Below are 19,007 nucleotides of genomic sequence, written 5' to 3'. Positions count from 1 at the left end.
CAGCGATTATAAGGCCGCATCTGTCTTTCCCCTTTATTTAAAGATTACCATATCCCTCCCGCACAAGGCAAGATTCCTCCAGCGCTTTCCAACTGTCTTGTAATTTTAAGGCAGACTATGATAGAGTGGAGTCGGAAAAATTCAGTCGGAGGAAATATTTTCAATTTTATGATTGTATTTCTGGTAAATTACAATAAAATTGATAACTAGAAATATGATAGAAATCTGATTGCTCTTTTTAGGTTTCCGACGGTATGACAACGGGTGAGATTAGCCACAGGACAGACAGCTCAGACCAAGGAAGGTTAAGGTGCTAATTTTCACGCGCAGAATAGGAGAGTCAATCCGTATCGGCCATGATATTCGAGTCAGAATAATTGATATCAAAGGAAAACAGGTGCGTTTGGGTATTGAAGCACCCCCGGAAGTGATCGTTCACCGCGAAGAGATATATCTCCGTATCAACGAAACCAACGCCCAATCCCATGAAAATGCGGGCGGAGACCCCGTGCCGGATTAATTCCCAGCAATAAATTAACTCGTGCCCATCCGGAAAGGGGATACCTTAAACTCTGTTATCCTTCCTGCGGCGAAGGTTTGAGAATACCGCCAGTGGTCGAAGGACAACAGATCTCAACAGGCCCTTTCCCTCACCTTTTCCTTTCACCAGCACCCGCCGCTTATAATCAACCAGCCGATAGTCCGGCACTGACTCAAGGGATTTACCCTCCTGCCACCGCCGCGTGGTTACCCATATCCCAATCTCTTATAATCCCATGACTTCTAGCTTATCATTGTATTTCACGTCTCACTTCAAAGTGTGGAACGTCTATTTCAGGGACGTATGATACTCCTGTAGGCTTTTGACGGTTAGCTGGCCGGTCTTGACGGCCCGGATGGCCTCGAGGGTGGCCCTGGCGGCGGCAATGGTGGTAGTGTAAGGAATGTCGTATTCCAGGGCGGTCCGGCGGATGGAGAAGGAATCGTCGGTAGTATAACGTCCCTGGGGCGTGTTAATCAGCAGGGCGATGTCCTGGCTCTTGATCCGATCGATGATATTCGGCCGCCCGGCCCGTATCTTATGAACCATGGCAACCTTAACCCCATGCTGGCAAAGATAATCCGCCGTCCCTTGGGTAGCCAGGAGTTCAAACCCCAATTTTTGAAATCCCCGAACGATTTCGAGCAGGGCAGGTTTGTCCGAATTTTTAACGCTGAAGAGCACTCCCCCCTCTAAAGGCAGTTGTTGCCCTGCCGCTATCTGGGATTTAGCAAAGCTCAAGGCAAAGTTCTCATCTAAACCCATGACTTCGCCGGTAGAGCGCATCTCCGGACCTAGGAGCGGGTCCACACCTGGAAAGCGGCGGAAAGGGAAGACCGCCTCTTTTACCGCAAAGTACGGCGGTTTTGCCTGGCGGGTGAAGCCGAGTTCATCTAAAGTAGCTCCAAGCATCACCTTCGTGGCCAGTTTGGCCAGCGGTACGCCGGTGGCCTTGCTGACAAAAGGAATGGTCCGGGAGGCCCGGGGGTTGACCTCCAGGATATAGACCTGGCCGTCTTTGACGGCAAACTGGATGTTCATCAAACCCACCACACCCAACTCCGCCGCCAGGGCTTGGGTCTGGCGGGTAATTTCTTTCAGGATGGCCGGAGGCAGGGAATACGGCGGCAAGACGCAGGCCGAGTCCCCTGAATGGATGCCGGCCTCTTCAATATGCTCCATGATGCCGCCGATGATGGTGGTCTTCCCGTCGGCGATGGCGTCTACGTCCACTTCAATAGCGTCTTCTAAAAACTTGTCGATCAGAATGGGATGCTCCGGCGACGCCTCGAGGGCCCAACTCATGAAGTTGGCCAGAACCCGATCATCGGCGACAATCTGCATGGCCCGTCCCCCCAAGACATACGACGGCCGCACCACCACCGGATAGCCGATCTGCTTGGCGATCTTTAAGGCCTGGGCCGTGCTGGCGGCGGTGCCGTTGTCCGGCTGCCGCAGTTTTAAACCGGACAACAGGCGCTTAAAACGCTCCCGATCCTCGGCGCGGTCAATGGCGTCCGGAGAGGTTCCCAAAATCTTCGCTCCGGCCTGGGCAAGCGGAACTGCCAGATTCAAGGGCGTCTGGCCGCCGAACTGGACAATGAGGCCCAGGGGCTTCTCGCTGGCGATGATGTTGAGGACGTCCTCCCGGGTCAGGGGTTCGAAAAACAGTTTATCGGAAGTGTCGTAATCGGTGCTCACCGTCTCGGGATTGGAGTTGACCATAATCGACTCAATCCCCATTTCTTTTAAGGCAAAGGAGGCGTGGCAGCAGCAATAGTCGAATTCGATACCCTGGCCGATACGGTTGGGACCACCGCCCAAGATCACCACCTTGGACCGCTCGCTCCGGCGGCTTTCATCTTCCACCTCATAGGTGGAATAATAATAAGGCGTATAGGCCTCAAACTCCGCGGCGCAGGTGTCGACCAATTTGTAGACCGGTCTGATATCGTAGTCCAACCGGAGTCGGCGGATTTTTTCTTCCGTTAATCCCCAAAGGTGGGCTAACTGGACGTCGGAAAAGCCAAATTCCTTGGCTCGCCGCAGCATCTCCGCCAGGTGCGGTCCCTCCCGCCCCTGTTGCAGCAGGATTCCATAGGAGGCCAGTTCATCGCTGAATTGCACCATGTCCCTGATCTGAGATAAAAACCAGGAATCGATCTTGGTCAGTTCATAGACCTCGGGAATAGACATCCCCTGCCGGAAGGCCTGGCGTAGATAGAACAGGCGCTGCGAATTCGGGGTGCGCAGTCTGTCAAGCATGATTTCCCAGGGCTGTTCCTTGATATCCTTGCCGTCGGCGCCTAAACCGAAGCGGGAGATCTCCAGGGAGCGCAATCCTTTCTGCAAGGCCTCCTTGAAGGTGCGGCCGATTGCCATGACCTCGCCCACCGACTTCATGGAGGTAGTCAGTAAATCTTCGGCGCCGGGGAACTTCTCAAAGGTCCAGCGGGGGATTTTAACTACACAATAATCGATGCTGGGCTCGAAGGAAGCGTAGGTCTCTTTGGTGATATCGTTGGGGATCTCATCCAGGGTAAATCCGACCGCCAGTTTGGCGGCTATCTTGGCGATAGGAAAGCCGGTGGCCTTGGAGGCCAGGGCCGAGGAACGGGAAACCCTCGGGTTCATCTCGATGACTACCATCTCTCCGGTCTGCGGCTGGACGGCGAACTGGATATTGGAACCGCCGGTCTCTACCCCGATCTCGCGGATGATGGCCAGAGAGGCATCCCGCATTCTCTGATATTCCCGATCGCTCAAAGTCTGGGCCGGCGCCACGGTAATGGAATCGCCGGTGTGGACGCCCATCGGATCCAGGTTCTCAATGGAGCAGATGATGACAACGTTATCTTTGACGTCCCGCATCACCTCCAACTCAAACTCCTTCCAACCCAATACCGACTCTTCCAACATGACCTCTTGAATCATGCTGGCCTCCAACCCATAGGCCGACAGTTCTTTCAGATCCTCCAGATTATAGGCGATGCCGCCGCCAGTGCCGCCCAGGGTGAAACTGGGCCGGACAATGATGGGATAGCTAAGAACTTCGGGAGCCTCAAGGACCTCAGCCATGGAGCGGACGATAACGCTGGTGGGGACCCTGAGATTGATGTTGGCCATGGCGTCCCGGAAAAGCTGCCGGTCTTCCGCTTTTTTGATCACTTCCGGGCTGGCCCCGATCATCTCTACACCCAACCGCTTGAGGATGCCGGTGTCGGCCACGGCCACGGCACAGTTGAGCCCGGTCTGGCCACCTAAGGTCGGCAGGATGGCGTCAGGCCGCTCCCGTTCGATGATCTTACAGACCATCTCCGGCGTTATCGGCTCGATATACGTGCGGTCGGCAATCTCCGGGTCGGTCATGATCGTAGCCGGGTTGGAATTAATCAGTACTACTTCAAAACCCTCTTCCTTGAGGGCCTTGCAGGCCTGGACGCCGGAGTAGTCGAATTCACACGCCTGAGAAATAATAATCGGCCCGGAGCCGATGATAAGAATTTTTTTAATGTCGGTACGTTTGGGCATAATGGGTTAACTTATTCCCTGGTTCAGGTAACGGCTCCGAACTGAAACTGTAAGCCGTTGAAACAATTATGGTCAATTTGGTTCACCTCCGGAAATAAAAATCTTTTCGTAGGTGCTGATCTCAGACTTGCCCCCTACAGCCGGGGGATTTTCACGTTCAAATATGTGGTCTATTTTAATCTTTTCAGGCTCCGGTTAACTGCCTCCAGATCAAAAGCCTCGGGATCGAAATGTTCTCCTAGCCATTCCCGCAACTCTTCATAATCGGGGTGGTCCGGGGTGCTGGTTATGTCCAGTAAGTCCTTATAGCCCCAGACGCCACCGCAATCTTCGGGAGGACAGGCTCGCTCTCCTGCCAAACAACAAGGATAATGTCTGCCTGCATCCAGCGGAGTAATTTTTTCAACTAAAATCTCATGTTCCCAATTATCACCGAAATCATAGATATAATGGAATTTCGATCTGGCACGTTTGAGCACGTCGCGCAAGGAGACCGCTGCCAACCTGCAAAAAAAATAAACAGGGCCAAAATTATCCCCAGGCGCCGGTGATATTTCCGGAGTGAGGCTTCAGTCATGGTTTTGACTCCAGGATACTTATCTGTGACTCTATCCAGGAACGTAGTTTAACAATCAGCCTGCGAGCTTCTTGCCGATCTAATCTCATTTCTTCCGATTGAGGGAAAAGCTCATATCGAAACTCAATCGCATATGGCGTTAAGTAATCAATATCATTAAGATATTCAGGTATATCATAACCACTGTCAATTAAGAGATCGACAAGTTCCAGTAAATCATGGGTCTTACGGAAACGGAGGCCCCAACAAGACAAGAGAGCCTTCACGAGCTTCTCAGCCGCTTGCTGGCAATGAAAACCAATGACTGAATCACTAATCCGAGGGGAATCGAGCACCTCGTCCAGCAACGCTTCATCCTCCTTGGCTTTTTTCAGATAAAGCCTTGCTTGCTCAAGCTGCTTCATAAAGCACTTGTCCTTCCTGAGCAGCTTCAAAAAATACATTTCCAGGGGTTCCGGACCATTCGCGAAAAATCGCTTCACTTACCACCAGAACATCAACCGGTATTCGGAGAGGACGTAAAACCCGGCGCAGGCGCACCATCTCTTCCCTTCGATCTTTGACCTCCGGGAGAACTACCAGAAGATCCACATCGCTATCTTCACGGGGTGTCCCGCGGCCATAAGAGCCGAAAAGGATTATGAAGCTCGGTTGAGCTGCCTGTTTGAGGAGCTTTATAGCTTCCTGAATCTTTGATTTTGAAATCATCTCCGGGTTACTCTGATATGCCGGTAAAGACTTGATAATTGCGGCCGTTAAACATTAAACCGAATCTCTACAATATCCCCATCTTCAATATGATAGTCCCGGTCCACGAGGTGCACCAGTTTTTTCGCCCGGGCTTCCTGCATGTTGAAAACATTGACAAAATCATCATACTTGACAATGTCGGCCTTGATGAAGCCCCGAGCCAGATCGGTATGAATCTTGCCAGCGCAGGTGACGATATCGGCATGATAGTGCACGGGCCAGGCATGGACCTCTTTCTTCCCGACCGTGTAGAAGAAGACCATTTTGGCCTTGGCCAGGACGCGGGTGATAATCTCGTTGACCGCAAGCAGCTCACCCATTACCAGCGTCGGCTTCAGACTCAGCGGCGCCAGAGTCTTGATCAGAGCCAGCTCTTCCGGCGCCAAAGCCAGGTCGCACAGAGGCACCTCCATTTCCAGTCCCTCCAGGCATCGACTCAGCAGGGCTTTTTCACCGGCGTCTTCAGTGCGGTCCCGCCGACCTTCCAGTTTCTCCATGTCCAGGATCAGCAGGTCCAACACTTTCTCGGCCGAGACCACAAAGGCGTCGGCATGCACCAAGTCATCCCGGATAAATTCCACATAAAAGGGCGTCACCTTCAACGGATCGCACTTCTTGACCAATTCCATAAACTTGTCGTCGTGATACTTGACCTTGCCCTCGGGCAGATCAAGTCCTACGGTACATACTTTCATTGACTTTTACCTCACTTGTACATGGGATATTTTGATTTGTATATTCTAACGAGACTTCGGCGACTTTAAAGAAATTTCAAAAAATCAGCAACGGTCATATCGGCCTGCTTAATTATCTTGGCCAACGTCGATCGTTTTAAAGGCCGATGAGCTGGAACCGTCAGTTTTTGCACTCTTCCACCAGAAATTTTTTAAATGGATGTGGCTGCCCCTTTGCTGGCTTATTATCTACCCGGCCCGTATCAACGCTGAGATGACTGCGGTGAACGACAGGCTTGGAATAACCGTCATGCAACGATTTCCATAACCGAAGCTTTTTCAGGCACCTGCAAGAGCTCGTCCTCTTCAAGATATAAGGAGATTGCCTCCCGGATATTGGCCAAGGCCTCTTCCAGGGTATCCCCTGCAGAGATGCATCCGGGCAAAGACGGCACATATACCGTATAGCCCCCTTCGCCGCTTGGCTCGAATACCACTTTGAATTTCATAATTCTTCCCTCAATACCAAGGGGTCTGCAATTAAAGCCCGAATACCATCCTTGGGGCCAAGGATTGTCTCTGACTTATTGATCAAGCATACATGAGCCGCGGCCCTTAGGCTCCGGAACTGGCCTGCCTAATTCCACAGCAGTTTCAATCCAATCCTGAATGATCGTCTCAATATTGGCCACCGCCTCCTGATAGGTTTGGCCATCAGCGGCGCAACCAGCGAGCTCGGGGACTTCGGCTATGAAGGCCTGATCTTCATCGCTCCAGTAAATAATTACCTCATAGCGGTATTTACTCATCTTGGTCTCCCAAATGATATTTCAGGATAATTTGGCAGACCTGTTTGACCTGATATACTTTAGCGTTACCTTCCTTGGGCTGCAGGTTTAAAATTTCCACAGCCCCCTCTTTCGTAAAAATGTAATGGCTGCCTCGTACACGCTCTTGAAACCCTAATTTTCTGAGTAAATGACAAATGCCATCAAAAGGAATATTGTTATCAGATGCTCCCCGTAATATTCGAAAAAGAAGTTTATTGATTTCGGTCATACTTTTTTTATTCGACTAAATTCAAAAACTCATCAAACAAATAATCCGCATCATGGGGCCCGGGGCTCGCCTCAGGATGGTACTGCACCGAGAAAGCCTTAAGCTTCGGATGGCGCAGGCCCTCCAGAGTGTTGTCGTTTAAATTGACGTGGGTCAGTTCCACCGCCGGGTCATTAATGGAATTCAAATCCACAGCAAACCCATGGTTCTGGGAGGTTATCTCCACTTTGCCGTTCAGAAGATTCTTCACCGGCTGGTTGCCTCCCCGGTGGCCGAACTTGAGTTTAAAGGTACGCCCCCCCAGGGCCAAACCCATGAGCTGATGCCCCAGACAGATGCCGAACATCGGCTTCTGGCCCAGGCACTGGCGAATATTTTCCACCGCATAGGTCACCGCCGCCGGATCGCCCGGGCCGTTGGAAAGGACAATGCCATCGGGGTTGAGGGCCAAAACCGCCGCCGCCGGGGTGGCCGCGGGGACCACCAGGACCTCCAGCCCTCGCGCTTTGAGGCTGCGGATGATGTTGAACTTGACGCCATAGTCATACAATACCACCTTTTTACCGGCGCGCTGCTGCCACAAGACCTGGAGGTTTTCGGTTGGAGAATACGGACCGGCATCAGTCTCATCCCACCAATAGGGTTCGGTGCAGGTCACTAAGTCCACCAGATTGGCGCCCTCCATGCTGGGCAGCTCCCGGGCCCGGCGCACCAGTGAGGCCGGGTCCAGATCCAGAGTGGAGATTATCCCCCGCATGGCGCCAGCCTCCCGCAGCCGTTTGGTAACCGCCCGGGTGTCGATGCCTTCCACCCCCAACCGGCCGCTGGCCTCGAGGTAGTCGGCTAGAGTACCCCGAGCCCGCCAGTTTGAGGGATAGGCATAGTATTCCTTGATGATAAAACCTTCCGCCTGCACCCCCCGGGACTCGACATCCTCCAGATTAACTCCGTAGTTGCCGATCATGGGATAGGTCATGGTAACGATCTGGCCCTTATAGGAAGGATCGGTAAGGATCTCCTGATAGCCGGTCATCGAGGTGTTAAAGACCACTTCTCCGACCGCCTCCCCCGATCCGGTAAACGAACGACCCGAAAGCACCAGGCCGTCTTCCAATGCGAGCAATGCCTTCATACTATAACCCATTTGGCGCGAAATCTGATTTGCCTAAGTATATCCTAAAAAACCGGTTTGCAAAATTACCTTCGGTATCAAGTCCCGACGGTAATTATATTCACATCGTATGCCAACATGATACCTTGAATCCATTCCTTGATCTATCTCTCCGATAGCTGAAGTATTACTTTTCTGTTAGCTCCGCATAATGCTGCCGCGCCTCACCGGGGCATATCTGTCGGATGCCACCTGAGTCCAGCAGACTCGCGCCGGTCGCTTCTGCTTCGGGAGCGGCGTTATATTACAAATGAGTAATATATTATTGCCTTTGATTTACAATAATGTAATTATCATTGCCGCAAAAATCTCTTGAAACCATAAAAATGGTTGTAACTCTTGAGTTGTTTGAGGCGAATACCAGATTCGCCCATACGGATGGACCTGTCGGTGCCGTCATCCTGTCGGATGGGCACTGCCCATCATTGCTTGCTCTATTCTCTCAGATAGCCGAGGTATTACAAATGCTTTATTGATCGCAGAAGCCCCGAACCAGATTCACCCCCCCTGTTAGGGCGAATCTTCTAATCCCCCCTCTCCGCTCTTTAAGGGTTCATAAACCATAGGATGTTTGCCTCTTTTCTGTTATGCTAGGCGGAAGGTTGGTCTATGGGTCTTGCAGAAATGTAGGGAAATATTACAATTACAATAATGTAACGCGCCTGCCCGCTAAATAATATATAACTAATTATAAATACATATTATTTTTTGATTGGCACAGGTGTTGCTTATCTACGCCTGCAAATGCTTGGCTTTGATTTTCATGAACGAAAAACCTGTGAGGTGAAGTATGAATTGCCAGACAGTGGAAGATGTCTTTCAAGCGGTTAAAGACCGGCAGATCAGTTTTATCCAAATCTGGTTTACCGACATTTTGGGGGTTTTGAAAAGCTTTGCGATCCGCCCTTCGGAACTGGAAGAGGCTATGACCGAGGGAATGGGGTTCGACGGCTCCTCTATCGAAGGCTTCTCCCGTATCGAAGAGAGCGATATGATCGCCAAGCCGGACCCCGCGACTTTCCAAATTCTGCCCTGGCGACCGGATGACCAACCGGTGGCCCGGATGTTCTGCGATATCCTGCTACCGGATGGCTCGCCCTATCCCGGCGACCCCCGCTATGTCTTGAAGCGGATGTTGGCCAAGGCCGCTGAGAAGGGTTATACTTACTATACCGGACCGGAATTGGAATACTTTTATTTTGCCAATAACGAAAATCCCATTATCATCGATAAGGCCGGTTATTTCGATACTACTCCATTGGACCGGGGCAATGACTACCGCCGTGAGACTATTTTCGCCCTTGAAAAGATGGGCATCCGGGTGGAATACTCCCACCATGAGGTGGCGGATTCCCAGCATGAAATCGACCTGCGCTACGACGAAGGCCTGAGAATGGCCGACAAGACTATGACCTACCGGTTGGCGGTCAAAGAAATCGCCCGACAGCACGGGGTTTATGCCACCTTTATGCCCAAGCCCATCTTCGGCATCAACGGCAGCGGCATGCATACCCATCAATCTCTCTTTACCGGCAGTAAAAACGCCTTTTATGATCCTAAGGATCAGTATCATCTCTCGGCCTTGGCCAAAAACTACATCGCCGGTATTCTGGCGCATGCCCGGGAGATTACTGCCATCTGCAATCAATGGGTAAATTCCTACAAGCGGTTGGTACCCGGCTATGAGGCCCCGGTGTATATTGCCTGGGCCCGGCGCAATCGCTCGGCCCTGGTGCGGGTGCCGATGTACAAACCCGGCAAAGAAGCGGCAACCCGGATTGAATACCGGGCTCCCGACCCGGCCTGCAACCCTTACCTGGCCTTTGCCGTCATGCTCGCCGCCGGGTTGAAGGGGGTGGAGAAGAACTACCCCTTAGCCGATCCCGTCGAGACCGACATCTACCATATGACCGAAGCTCAGCGTCAGGACCTGGGGATCCGCTCTCTGCCGGGCAGTTTATATGAGGCCATCGAAGAAGTCGAGAAGAGCGAAGTAGTGCGGGATGCCTTGGGAGACCACATATTCAATAAATTCCTGGAGAACAAGAAGATTGAATGGGATCGCTATCGCATGCATGTCACTAATTATGAGATCGAACGCTATCTGCCCATTCTTTAGGGGTGGGCTTTTTTGAGCGTGAAAGCTCGTGCAGTTCTTGGAGGGGCGGGTTCGAAACCCGCCCCTCCAAGCGTCAAGACCAGAGTTTATTCCGGGCTTTGAAAATGGAATTATTATGATTATGATTAAAGTGTCTGGAGTTATAAGTTCCACGTTTAGAGATAAAAAGGAAGATCAATGAAACCGATAACGGACCTGGTGATTCTCGCCTGCACGCAAGCGGTTCCGGATCCCGCAGCCTTAAACCAGGCTTTGGAACAGAGAGGGCTAAGGGGCCGCATTATTCAGGAACCGTGCAGCAGCAAAGTTGAAGCCTTTCAATTATTGCGCCTGTTGGCCAGTGGAGCCGATATGGTCTGGGTGATCGGTTGCCCGGTGGAACACTGCCTCTTGGTGGAAGGCAGCACCCGTATGGGTTTCAGAGTGGCTCACGCCCAGAGTTATCTCACCGAACTTGGTATCGAGTCCGAGCGTTTGGGGTTTTCCCGAGTGTCGGCTGGCGATCCGGACGGCTTGGCGGCGGCGGCCGGTGAGATATACGAGCAGGCTCAGGCCTTGGGCCCGAGCCCTGTCCGTCCCCAGTCAAAAGTCTAGAAGGAGTTGGCATGATCGTCGGAACAAGAAAATCTCTGGCCGAAATCCAGGAGATGTTATCTGGTTTTCATACAATCCTGTTGTCCGGCTGCGATACCTGTGTGGCGGAATGCGCCAGCGGCGGGCGGCGGGAGGTAGCAGAATTGGCCGCAGCCCTCAAGATGGGTTTCCGGCTGGCCGGCCGGGCGGTGGAACTGAAAGAATCTAGTGTAGACCGTCAGTGCATCCATGAATTTCTGCTGGATGTGGTTGAGATGGCTCAAGGCTGCGATGCCGTCTTATCACTCGCCTGCGGCGCCGGGGTGCAGGCCCTGGCTGCCAGATTAGAACATATCCCGGTATTTCCCGCCCTGAACACCCAGTTTATCGGCGAAACTGCCGAGCGGGGGGTCTGGCTGGAGAATTGCCGGGGCTGCGGCGACTGTCTTTTGGGCTACACCGGCGGCATCTGCCCCATTTCCCGCTGTGCCAAGCGGCTGTTGAACGGCCCCTGCGGCGGGGCCCGCAACGGCCTGTGCGAAATCAATCTGGTGCGGGAATACGATCCACCGATCCCCTGCGCCTGGGAGCAGATCTATAACCGAATGAAAACCTTAGGCACATTAGATCGGTTTTTTGAGGTAGCTCCCAGCCGGGATTGGTCCAACGCCCACAGTTCCGGTCCCCGGCGGGTGGTGCGGCCTGATCAAAAGTTATAGGAGGGCGGCCGTATGGCGGAAAAATATCATATCCCGGTCAAAGCCGTTCCTCCCCGTTTCAAGCCCATCGGCAAAAGCACGGTGTTGGATTGGGGTGAAGGTTGTCTGCGCTGTAGCCGCTGCGTTAAAGAGACCTGTCCCTATCAGGCCTTTCGGCATCGCACCTTTGACAACAGCAGTATGACTGATACCATCGACAGCCTGTGCAAGAATTGCTTCCGCTGCGTTCAGGGTTGTCCTCGCGAATTGGTCACCAAGGCTGCCAACCCGGAATACAAGCTCCTGGGCGACCCATATTGGACTAAAGAGATCATCAGCGTCACCTGGCAGCAGGCCGAAACCGGCCGCATCCCCGTCTCCGGAGCCGGCTACGGCGGCCCTTTCAAGGGTCCCGGTTTCGATTCCATCTGGACCGACATGTCAGAAATTGTCCGGCCTACCCGCGACGGCATCCATGGGCGGGAGTATATCAGCACTACCGTCGACCTGGGCCGCAAACCCCTGTTTCTGTCATTCAATGACCGGGGCGAAATGACTATGCCGGTCTTCCCGTTGGTGGAAATACCTCTCCCGATTATTCTTACCGAGCCGAGCCTTGGAGTCGGCAAGAGTCAGGTGCGGTTGATCATGGCCATGGCGGCCAAAACGCTCAATACCTTTGCGGTCATCCCGGCGGAGCACCTGAACGACCGGTTAAGACCCTATATTAGGCATCTAATACCGCAATACGCCCCGGGAATGCTCAATTCGGATGACCCCTTACTCCAGGAGGCGCGAGCCGTGGAGCTATGGGATCACCCCAATGTTACCACCGAAATCGATCGTCTCAAAAGCCGCTATCCCGAACTGCTGATCTCTATTATCCTGCCGGCCACCGGACAGGGGGCCGATCGCTGCCAGGCCCTGGCCGGCGCCGGTGCTGAGATTATCCACCTCAATGCCGACAATCACGCCCAGGGATACCATGATGCCCAGGAAAAGCATCTCAAAGATCTAACCCGCCAGGTGCACCTGCGTCTGGTGGAGGCCGTCCTGAGGGATGCGGTTACCTTGATTGTCAGCGGTGGCATCGCTATGGCCGAACATGTGGCCAAAGCCATCATCTGCGGTGCCGACGCCGTGGCTATCGATCTGCCGCTCCTGATCGCCCTCGAATGTCGCTTGTGCTCTCACTGTCAGGAAGGGGATGACTGTCCGGTGGATTTGGGTAAAATCCATGAGCGCCGCGGGACCCAGCGGGTGGTCAATCTCCTGGGCGCCTGGAATAATCAGTTATTGGAAGTTCTGGGCGCCATGGGGCTGAGAGAGGTCAGACGGCTGCGGGGTGAAGTGGGACGGGCCATGTTCTTTGAGGATCTGGAAAAAGAAATCTTTGCGCCCCTTTTCGCCAAACCGGCGGGATCTGAAGTGATGGATCGTGATCCCAACTAGCCCAAAGGTGGGAGGCGCTTTGTTTTCCTGCTCTGCAGCGTTAGCATGACAAACAGTGAGCAGGAAAATTCTTGCGAAGCTTCTGATATAAGGAAATAAAGAGAGTCATGACGCAGTCAGCGGAAAAAATCGATACGGAAAACGGCCCCCAATATATTGAGCCGGTCATCACCGGCTGCCGGTTTAAAAATCCTCTGAGCAAATACCGTGTGGTGCGCGACGAAAAGCGCTGCACCAGGTGCGGCCGTTGTGTTGAACTCTGCCCCTATGGGGTGCATACCTGGGCGGGGGAGTACCTGCGCCGCCCTCTAAGCTATCGCTGTCTCGGTTTCAAATGTAAGACCCAGTCATTTTATTGCATCGATCAGTGTCCGGAGAAGGCCCTGCGCCTGGTGCAAAATCCCAATTATCAATCTTTCGGGGACAAACGCTGGAGCAGCGATCTGTTGTTGAGCACCTGGTGGATGGCGGAATTCGGCACACTGCCTTACACAGACATCGAGTACCGTACCGGCGATTCCGGGGGCGGCTTTGATAAGATGCGGTTTATCTTCCCCCGGGAATTCAAGGATTCCAAGCTCAGCCATGAGGAAATCTCGCTCGAACTCGTTCTCAACCGGCGCGCCGATGGCCGGCCCCAGGTAAAACTGTCGGTCCCCTGGTACGGCGGCGGCATGTCCTTCGGTTCCATCAGCCTACACACCATGCTGGCCCGGGCCCGGGCCGTCGTCAAATGGAATACCATGACCTGTACGGGCGAAGGCGGCTATCCCGATGCCTTGATGCCTTACGATGATCATATCATTACCCAGGTGGCTACCGGTCTCTTCGGTGTTCGCGAAGATACCATTCAAAGAGTCCGGATAGTGGAATTCAAATATGCCCAAGGCGCCAAACCGGGGCTGGGCGGACACCTGCTGGGCGATAAAGTCACCCCGGAGGTGGCCCGCATGCGGGAGGCGGTCACCGGCAGCGCCCTATTTTCACCCTTCCCCTTTCACAGCGTCTATTCCGTGGAAGACCACAAAAAACACGTGGATTGGATCAAGGAAGTCAATCCCCGCTGCCTGGTCTCGGTTAAAGTTTCCACTCCCACTGACGTCGACATGGTGGCCGTGGGGAGCTACGACGCCGGGGCTCATATCATTCATCTGGACGGCAGCTACGGCGGCACCGGCGCCGCGCCGGATATCGCCAAGAAGAATATCGCTATGCCTATTGAGTATGCTATCCCTAAAGTGCATCAGTTCCTGCGCAATGAAGGCATCCGGGACCGCATCACCCTCATAGCCTCCGGGGGACTGCGGACGGCCTTTGATGTAGCCAAGGCCATTGCCCTGGGGGCCGATGGTGTGGTCATCGGCACTGCCGAGATGGTGGCCTTGGAATGTACCCGCTGTTATAACTGTGAGTCAGGTCGAGGCTGCCCCCGCGGCATCGCCACCACCGATCCCGAAATGACTCAGCTCATGCAGGTGGACTGGGGTTTAAACCGCATCAGCAATATGTATCATGCCTGGGCTTGGCAATTGAAGGAAATCCTGCGGCGGTTGGGGCTCAGAAGCATTACTGAACTGGTGGGCCGCACCGACCTGTTGGTACATCTGGACTATTATGACCGCCCGGTGGAAGATGATCTCCGCCGGGGCGCGCCGCTTAAAGGGTAACGATGAAGTCTAACGGCTGTATGTTCGATCAAGGCAACCGGTTACTGGCTAGCCGCCGTGACCTTTCTCCGACTTTTTTCCCCGGTCAGACCCTGAAGCCCGAGGCTGAGGGGGGGTGCGGCGTCACCGGCTTTGCAGCCAGCATCCCGGTATCCGGCCGCCATATTTTCCAGCCCTCGGTCCAGATGCATAACCGGGGCAACGGCAAAGGCGGCGGCATCGCGGCGGTCGGGCTGGACCCGGACAGTCTGGGAGTTAGCCGGGAAATCTTGGATGATGACTACCTGGTTCAAATTGCCTACCTGGACCCGGAGGTGCGGTCGCTGGTAGAGGAACAATTCATCAAGCCATTCCTCCGGATTGACCACGCCGGCCGCCTGTCGGCCATGGCTGACTGGCGTGATCTGCCCGGCCTGACAGTAGCGCCGCCCGAGGTCTGGCGCTATTTTGTTCGAGTGAAAACCGAGGTGCTGCAGCATTTCATCCAACGGCATCACCTGCATGGCATCTCCTGGCGGCGGGTGGAAGACGAATTTATCTCCCAGAATTGCTACCGCCTGAATCAGACCTTTTACGCTTCCCTGGGAGAAAAAAAGGCTTTCGTGCTGTCCCAGGGCCGCAACGTTATGATCCTGAAGATCGTGGGTTACGCCGAGGAAGCCGCCTTGTATTATAATCTCCTGGATTTCAAGGCCCACATCTGGATCGCACATCAGCGCTATCCCACCCGGGGCCGGGTCTGGCACCCCGGTGGGGCTCACCCTTTTGCCGCCCTGAACATGGCCCTGGTGCACAACGGCGATTTTGCCAACTATCACTCGGTCAGCGAATACTTGAGCCAACGTCAGACCTATCCCCTGTTTCTCACCGACACCGAGGTCGCCGTGCTCATGTTCGATCTGCTCCACCGGGTCTACGGCTACCCCCTGGAATATGTCATTGAGGCCCTGGCCCCTACCACCGAGCGGGATTTTGATCTCCTGCCGGCCAAGCGGCGAGAGATCTACCGGCTCATTCAGGCCAGTCATATTCATGGTTCTCCCGATGGCCCCTGGTTTTTCATCATTGCCCGCAACGACCCGGAGCATCAGCGGTATGAGTTGATCGGCATCACCGACACCTCCATGCTCCGTCCCCAGGTCTTTGCCCTTCAGGATGGTGAGGTGCAGATAGGCCTCCTCTGCTCTGAAAAACAGGCCATCGACGCCACCCTAAGCAGCCTGGCCCAGGAGGACCGGCGCTTCTGCCCGGTAGCGGATATCTATTGGAACGCCCGCGGCGGCAGCCACACCGACGGCGGGGCTTATATCTTTTCCCTGGAGCCCAAGGACGGCCGCCGGGTGTTGACCTGCGTCGACAAGTTCGGGGTTCTCAAGGCCGCGCCCTGGTACCAGAAACCGTGGGGCGGGGATATACCGGAGATATCCGCCGAGCGGGGCGATGAGCTCGCCGCCGACTTAATGCCACTTCTCGAGGATGAATCCGGTCAGGCTATGTACCAATACCTGCGCCAGCGCCTCTTTAAGTGGTATTATGCCACCTACCTGGAACACCTGCAGGTTCTGACCCGCCTGTCCCAGCAGAGCGATCAGCTCAAGAGCGCCATCATCAATGCCCTGACCCTGGTTATCGACCGACGGTTCGATCCGGGTGACAAAAAACGCAGTAACATCATAATGTTGACTATAAAAGCATTGCACGATATCTTTCAGGCGATTCCCCCCATGGGCGAATTACACCCCAGCCGCTACCGCCGCCTGGATTGGCAGACCCGGGAACAGATCACGGCTCCGCCCCAACCGGATGCCATCCTGGTGCTGGATGCCTCCGGTTTTCCGCCCGAAGGCGATGACTGCGACGCCCGTTATCAGGTACAGGCCTACCATTTAGGCTGGAAACGCTTTATTTTGTACAGTTATCGTGGCCAGCGTTTTACCGGCTGCGGCTTTGGTCTTAAAACCGACGGCGTCCGCCTCGACGTCTATGACAGCTCCGGCGATTATCTGGCTTCGGGCATCGACGGCATGGAGATTCATGTCCACGGCAACGCCCAGGATCAGCTCGGGCAGATCATGAAACGGGGCAAACTGGTAGTACACGGGGATGTGGGCCAGACCTTTATGTACGGGGCCAAAGGCGGGGAGGTTTACGTCCTGGGCAACGCCGCCGGTCGGCCCCTGATCAACGCCGTAGGTCGACCCAAGGTAGTAATTAATGGCACCGCCCTGGACTTTCTGGCCGAATCGTTTATGGCGGGAGATGTCTTTAAAGACGGCGGTTTCGTCATCGTTAACGGCATGGAGTTTGATGAGCGGGGGCGTTTCCGGCGGCTGCCGAGTCCCTATCCCGGCTCCAATCTCTTCTCCTTGGCCTCCGGCGGGGCCGTTTATATCCGGGACCCCTACGGTATGGTGTCCACGGATCAGCTTAACGGAGGAGAACTGGTTCCCTTCACCGAGGCCGACTGGCGGCTTATCAGACCGTATTTAGAGGAAAACGAACGGCTCTTCGACATCGGTATTGAACGGGATCTGCTTACCGTGGATAGCCGCCGGTGTCCTCCCGAGGAGGTCTACCGCAAAATCCAGCCGGTAAAAAAGACGGTTCTCAGCAAGCTCGAGGAGGCCTGGGAATAACGACCACGCCGATTAAGGTCGGTTCATAAGAGATTGTTGCAATACTCCCTCTAAAAAGACAGACGCCTTTTCTCTTCGCAAAAAAAGCGTCTGTCTTTTTCTTTCCTACTTTTCGGGCACTTCCACCACGACATACATGGTCTTGCCCCGGCGCTTGATGAGGATACGCACCGCATCACCGGCTTTTAGCTGGGAAATGCTGGCATGATAATCCTTCAGGCTTTGGATGGCAACGCTGTTGATTTCTTCGATAAGGTCGCCAGGCCGGATGCCGCTGTCAGACGCCGGGCTGCCCTGTTCTACCTGAACGACGATGACCCCGCTGGTTTCTTTGATCTGAAAGCGTTGGGCCATCTGGGGAGTCAATTCCTGGACGAGCAGTCCCAGACTGGATTTTTCGGTTTCCGGCTCCACCATCCCTGACCGGGCCAGGTGTTCCGGTTTCATCTCGGCAATGGTGAGACCGAAGTTCTTTTCTTTGCCCTGGCGCAGGACCTTTAGGTTCACCTTGGTACCGGGAGCGGTGTGAGCCACCAGCCGCGGAAGTTCGTGCATTTCTTTAATGACGTGGCCGTTATATTCAATGATGACATCACCGCGTTGGATTCCGGCTTTGGCTGCCGGGGTATTGGGATTTACTTCTGCCACCAGGGCACCGACCGGCTCTTTTAAGCCGAAGGATTTGGCCAGCTCCGGAGTCACCGTCTGGATCTGCACTCCCAGGATACCACGGGTAACCGAACCCTTCTGTTTTAATTGGGCAATGATTCCTTTGGCCATACTGCTGGGAATGGCGAAGCCGATGCCCTGACCGCTGGCCACAATGGCGGTGTTAATACCGATGACCTCGCCCTTCAGGTTGACCAAGGGACCGCCGCTATTGCCGGGATTGATGGAGGCATCGGTCTGGAGGAAGTCATCATAGGGTCCGGCCCCGATAACCCTCCCTTTAGCGCTGATAATACCCTGGGTAACGGTGTGGGACAGACCGAAGGGATTGCCCACCGCCAGCACCCAGTCACCCACCTGGACGGGGTCGGAGTCGCCCATCACCAGAACCGGCAGATCATGGGTAGGGGACTCGATTTTTATCAGGGCCATATCGGTCATGGCATCCCGGCCTTTGATGTTGGCCTTGAACTCCCGGCCATCCACCAGTTTGACCTTGATCTTATCGGCGCCTTCTACCACGTGGTTATTGGTGATTATAAAGCCTTCGCGGTCCAGAATGAATCCTGTCCCCAGGCTGCGGCTTTTAAATTCCTTAGGCATATCGCCGAAGAATTTTTCGAAAAAGTCCTTGAAGGGGTCGTCCGGGCCGAAGGGAGAGGGACCGGGCATACCAGGCATGCGCCGGGTTGGCGTCGAGCGTTTCATGACCTTTTCGGTACTGATGTTCACCACTGCCGGGGAAATCTGCTTGGCCAGCACGGCAAAGGAATCGGGGGCCAGAGTCCCCTGGGCGGCGGCTGGAACCGCCAGCAGAGTCGGTGTGGCGATAAAACCGCCAAATGCCAAAATTAAGATCAGGATGGCATGCAGTTGTCTTGTTAACATTT

17 protein-coding genes are annotated in these 19,007 nt (G+C 54.3%); 7 read left to right on the top strand and 10 right to left on the bottom strand.

Going from position 1 to position 19,007, the window contains the following annotated elements:
• Positions 1-310 precede the first annotated feature (310 nt).
• Positions 311-520: a carbon storage regulator CsrA gene (csrA, locus tag DESAC_RS05200; protein WP_013706027.1), complete on the top strand. Its 210-nt coding sequence runs from the start codon at positions 311-313 to the stop codon at positions 518-520.
• 309 nt (positions 521-829) lie between these two features.
• Here the strand turns inward: csrA and carB are convergent, their stop codons facing one another.
• The 9 genes from carB to carA form a co-directional block, all read right to left on the bottom strand.
• On the bottom strand, positions 830-4,072 hold the full coding sequence (carB, locus tag DESAC_RS05195) for a carbamoyl-phosphate synthase large subunit (protein WP_013706026.1): 3,243 nt from the start codon (positions 4,070-4,072) through the stop codon (positions 830-832).
• 170 nt (positions 4,073-4,242) lie between these two features.
• Positions 4,243-4,560: a plasmid pRiA4b ORF-3 family protein gene (locus DESAC_RS05190; RefSeq protein WP_218915711.1), complete on the bottom strand. Its 318-nt coding sequence runs from the start codon at positions 4,558-4,560 to the stop codon at positions 4,243-4,245.
• Between the two features lie 85 nt (positions 4,561-4,645).
• Complete coding sequence (locus tag DESAC_RS15090) at positions 4,646-5,053, bottom strand: HEPN domain-containing protein (protein ID WP_013706025.1); 408 nt, start codon at positions 5,051-5,053, stop codon at positions 4,646-4,648.
• Complete coding sequence (locus tag DESAC_RS05180; protein ID WP_013706024.1) at positions 5,040-5,357, bottom strand: nucleotidyltransferase domain-containing protein; 318 nt, start codon at positions 5,355-5,357, stop codon at positions 5,040-5,042. Before DESAC_RS05180 ends, DESAC_RS15090 begins: the two co-directional genes overlap by 14 nt.
• Before the next feature lie 47 nt (positions 5,358-5,404).
• Complete coding sequence (locus DESAC_RS05175; protein WP_013706023.1) at positions 5,405-6,094, bottom strand: DUF933 domain-containing protein; 690 nt, start codon at positions 6,092-6,094, stop codon at positions 5,405-5,407.
• 287 nt (positions 6,095-6,381) lie between these two features.
• Positions 6,382-6,582, bottom strand: coding sequence for a type II toxin-antitoxin system HicB family antitoxin (locus tag DESAC_RS05170; RefSeq protein WP_013706022.1), 201 nt, complete (start codon positions 6,580-6,582; stop codon positions 6,382-6,384).
• A gap of 75 nt (positions 6,583-6,657) precedes the next feature.
• Positions 6,658-6,882 carry a type II toxin-antitoxin system HicB family antitoxin gene (locus tag DESAC_RS05165; RefSeq protein ID WP_013706021.1) on the bottom strand — a complete coding sequence of 75 codons (225 nt, stop codon included), beginning with the start codon at positions 6,880-6,882 and terminating at the stop codon, positions 6,658-6,660.
• Entirely contained in the window at positions 6,875-7,132 is a 258-nt protein-coding gene (locus DESAC_RS05160) for a type II toxin-antitoxin system HicA family toxin (RefSeq protein WP_013706020.1), read from the bottom strand. The genes DESAC_RS05165 and DESAC_RS05160 overlap by 8 nt, the downstream gene beginning before the upstream one ends.
• A gap of 7 nt (positions 7,133-7,139) precedes the next feature.
• Positions 7,140-8,264: a glutamine-hydrolyzing carbamoyl-phosphate synthase small subunit gene (gene carA / locus DESAC_RS05155; protein ID WP_041283816.1), complete on the bottom strand. Its 1,125-nt coding sequence runs from the start codon at positions 8,262-8,264 to the stop codon at positions 7,140-7,142.
• An 829-nt stretch (positions 8,265-9,093) separates the two neighbouring features.
• Between carA and DESAC_RS05150 the strand changes: the two genes are divergently transcribed.
• From DESAC_RS05150 to DESAC_RS05125, 6 genes are all read left to right on the top strand, one after another.
• The gene (locus DESAC_RS05150) at positions 9,094-10,422 is read left to right on the top strand and encodes a glutamine synthetase family protein (protein WP_013706018.1); all 1,329 of its coding nucleotides are present in this window, start codon (positions 9,094-9,096) and stop codon (positions 10,420-10,422) included.
• Positions 10,423-10,599: 177 nt separating this feature from the next.
• The gene (locus DESAC_RS05145; RefSeq protein WP_013706017.1) at positions 10,600-11,016 is read left to right on the top strand and encodes a hydrogenase iron-sulfur subunit; all 417 of its coding nucleotides are present in this window, start codon (positions 10,600-10,602) and stop codon (positions 11,014-11,016) included.
• 11 nt (positions 11,017-11,027) lie between these two features.
• Positions 11,028-11,714, top strand: a complete 687-nt coding sequence (locus DESAC_RS05140) for a methylenetetrahydrofolate reductase C-terminal domain-containing protein (RefSeq protein ID WP_013706016.1) — start codon at positions 11,028-11,030, stop codon at positions 11,712-11,714.
• 12 nt (positions 11,715-11,726) lie between these two features.
• Positions 11,727-13,145, top strand: coding sequence for a glutamate synthase-related protein (locus DESAC_RS05135; protein WP_013706015.1), 1,419 nt, complete (start codon positions 11,727-11,729; stop codon positions 13,143-13,145).
• A gap of 107 nt (positions 13,146-13,252) precedes the next feature.
• Complete coding sequence (locus DESAC_RS05130) at positions 13,253-14,812, top strand: glutamate synthase-related protein (protein WP_013706014.1); 1,560 nt, start codon at positions 13,253-13,255, stop codon at positions 14,810-14,812.
• Between the two features lie 2 nt (positions 14,813-14,814).
• Positions 14,815-17,448 (top strand): GltB/FmdC/FwdC-like GXGXG domain-containing protein, encoded by a 2,634-nt coding sequence (locus DESAC_RS05125; protein ID WP_013706013.1) that lies wholly within the window; start codon positions 14,815-14,817, stop codon positions 17,446-17,448.
• 105 nt (positions 17,449-17,553) lie between these two features.
• Here DESAC_RS05125 and DESAC_RS05120 read toward each other — a convergent pair whose 3' ends face one another.
• Positions 17,554-19,005, bottom strand: coding sequence for a DegQ family serine endoprotease (locus DESAC_RS05120; protein WP_013706012.1), 1,452 nt, complete (start codon positions 19,003-19,005; stop codon positions 17,554-17,556).
• Between the last annotated feature and the right edge of the window lie 2 nt (positions 19,006-19,007).

This window comes from Desulfobacca acetoxidans DSM 11109 (assembly GCF_000195295.1).
GTDB lineage: Bacteria > Desulfobacterota > Desulfobaccia > Desulfobaccales > Desulfobaccaceae > Desulfobacca > Desulfobacca acetoxidans.
The sequence above is the reverse complement of the archived record's forward strand: the minus strand, read 5'-3'. Positions and strand labels throughout refer to the sequence as shown.

What these genes read in the sequence shown, in the direction of transcription:
- carB (WP_013706026.1), bottom strand. Translation starts at nt 4,072, where the DNA reads ATGCCCAAACGTACCGACATTAAAAAAATTCTTATCATCGGCTCCGGG.
- DESAC_RS15090 (WP_013706025.1), bottom strand. Translation starts at nt 5,053, where the DNA reads ATGAAGCAGCTTGAGCAAGCAAGGCTTTATCTGAAAAAAGCCAAGGAG.
- DESAC_RS05180 (WP_013706024.1), bottom strand. Translation starts at nt 5,357, where the DNA reads ATGATTTCAAAATCAAAGATTCAGGAAGCTATAAAGCTCCTCAAACAG.
- DESAC_RS05175 (WP_013706023.1), bottom strand. Translation starts at nt 6,094, where the DNA reads ATGAAAGTATGTACCGTAGGACTTGATCTGCCCGAGGGCAAGGTCAAG.
- DESAC_RS05170 (WP_013706022.1), bottom strand. Translation starts at nt 6,582, where the DNA reads ATGAAATTCAAAGTGGTATTCGAGCCAAGCGGCGAAGGGGGCTATACG.
- DESAC_RS05165 (WP_013706021.1), bottom strand. Translation starts at nt 6,882, where the DNA reads ATGAGTAAATACCGCTATGAGGTAATTATTTACTGGAGCGATGAAGAT.
- DESAC_RS05160 (WP_013706020.1), bottom strand. Translation starts at nt 7,132, where the DNA reads ATGACCGAAATCAATAAACTTCTTTTTCGAATATTACGGGGAGCATCT.
- carA (WP_041283816.1), bottom strand. Translation starts at nt 8,264, where the DNA reads ATGAAGGCATTGCTCGCATTGGAAGACGGCCTGGTGCTTTCGGGTCGT.
- DESAC_RS05150 (WP_013706018.1), top strand. Translation starts at nt 9,094, where the DNA reads ATGAATTGCCAGACAGTGGAAGATGTCTTTCAAGCGGTTAAAGACCGG.
- DESAC_RS05145 (WP_013706017.1), top strand. Translation starts at nt 10,600, where the DNA reads ATGAAACCGATAACGGACCTGGTGATTCTCGCCTGCACGCAAGCGGTT.
- DESAC_RS05140 (WP_013706016.1), top strand. Translation starts at nt 11,028, where the DNA reads ATGATCGTCGGAACAAGAAAATCTCTGGCCGAAATCCAGGAGATGTTA.
- DESAC_RS05135 (WP_013706015.1), top strand. Translation starts at nt 11,727, where the DNA reads ATGGCGGAAAAATATCATATCCCGGTCAAAGCCGTTCCTCCCCGTTTC.
- DESAC_RS05130 (WP_013706014.1), top strand. Translation starts at nt 13,253, where the DNA reads ATGACGCAGTCAGCGGAAAAAATCGATACGGAAAACGGCCCCCAATAT.
- DESAC_RS05125 (WP_013706013.1), top strand. Translation starts at nt 14,815, where the DNA reads ATGAAGTCTAACGGCTGTATGTTCGATCAAGGCAACCGGTTACTGGCT.
- DESAC_RS05120 (WP_013706012.1), bottom strand. Translation starts at nt 19,005, where the DNA reads ATGTTAACAAGACAACTGCATGCCATCCTGATCTTAATTTTGGCATTT.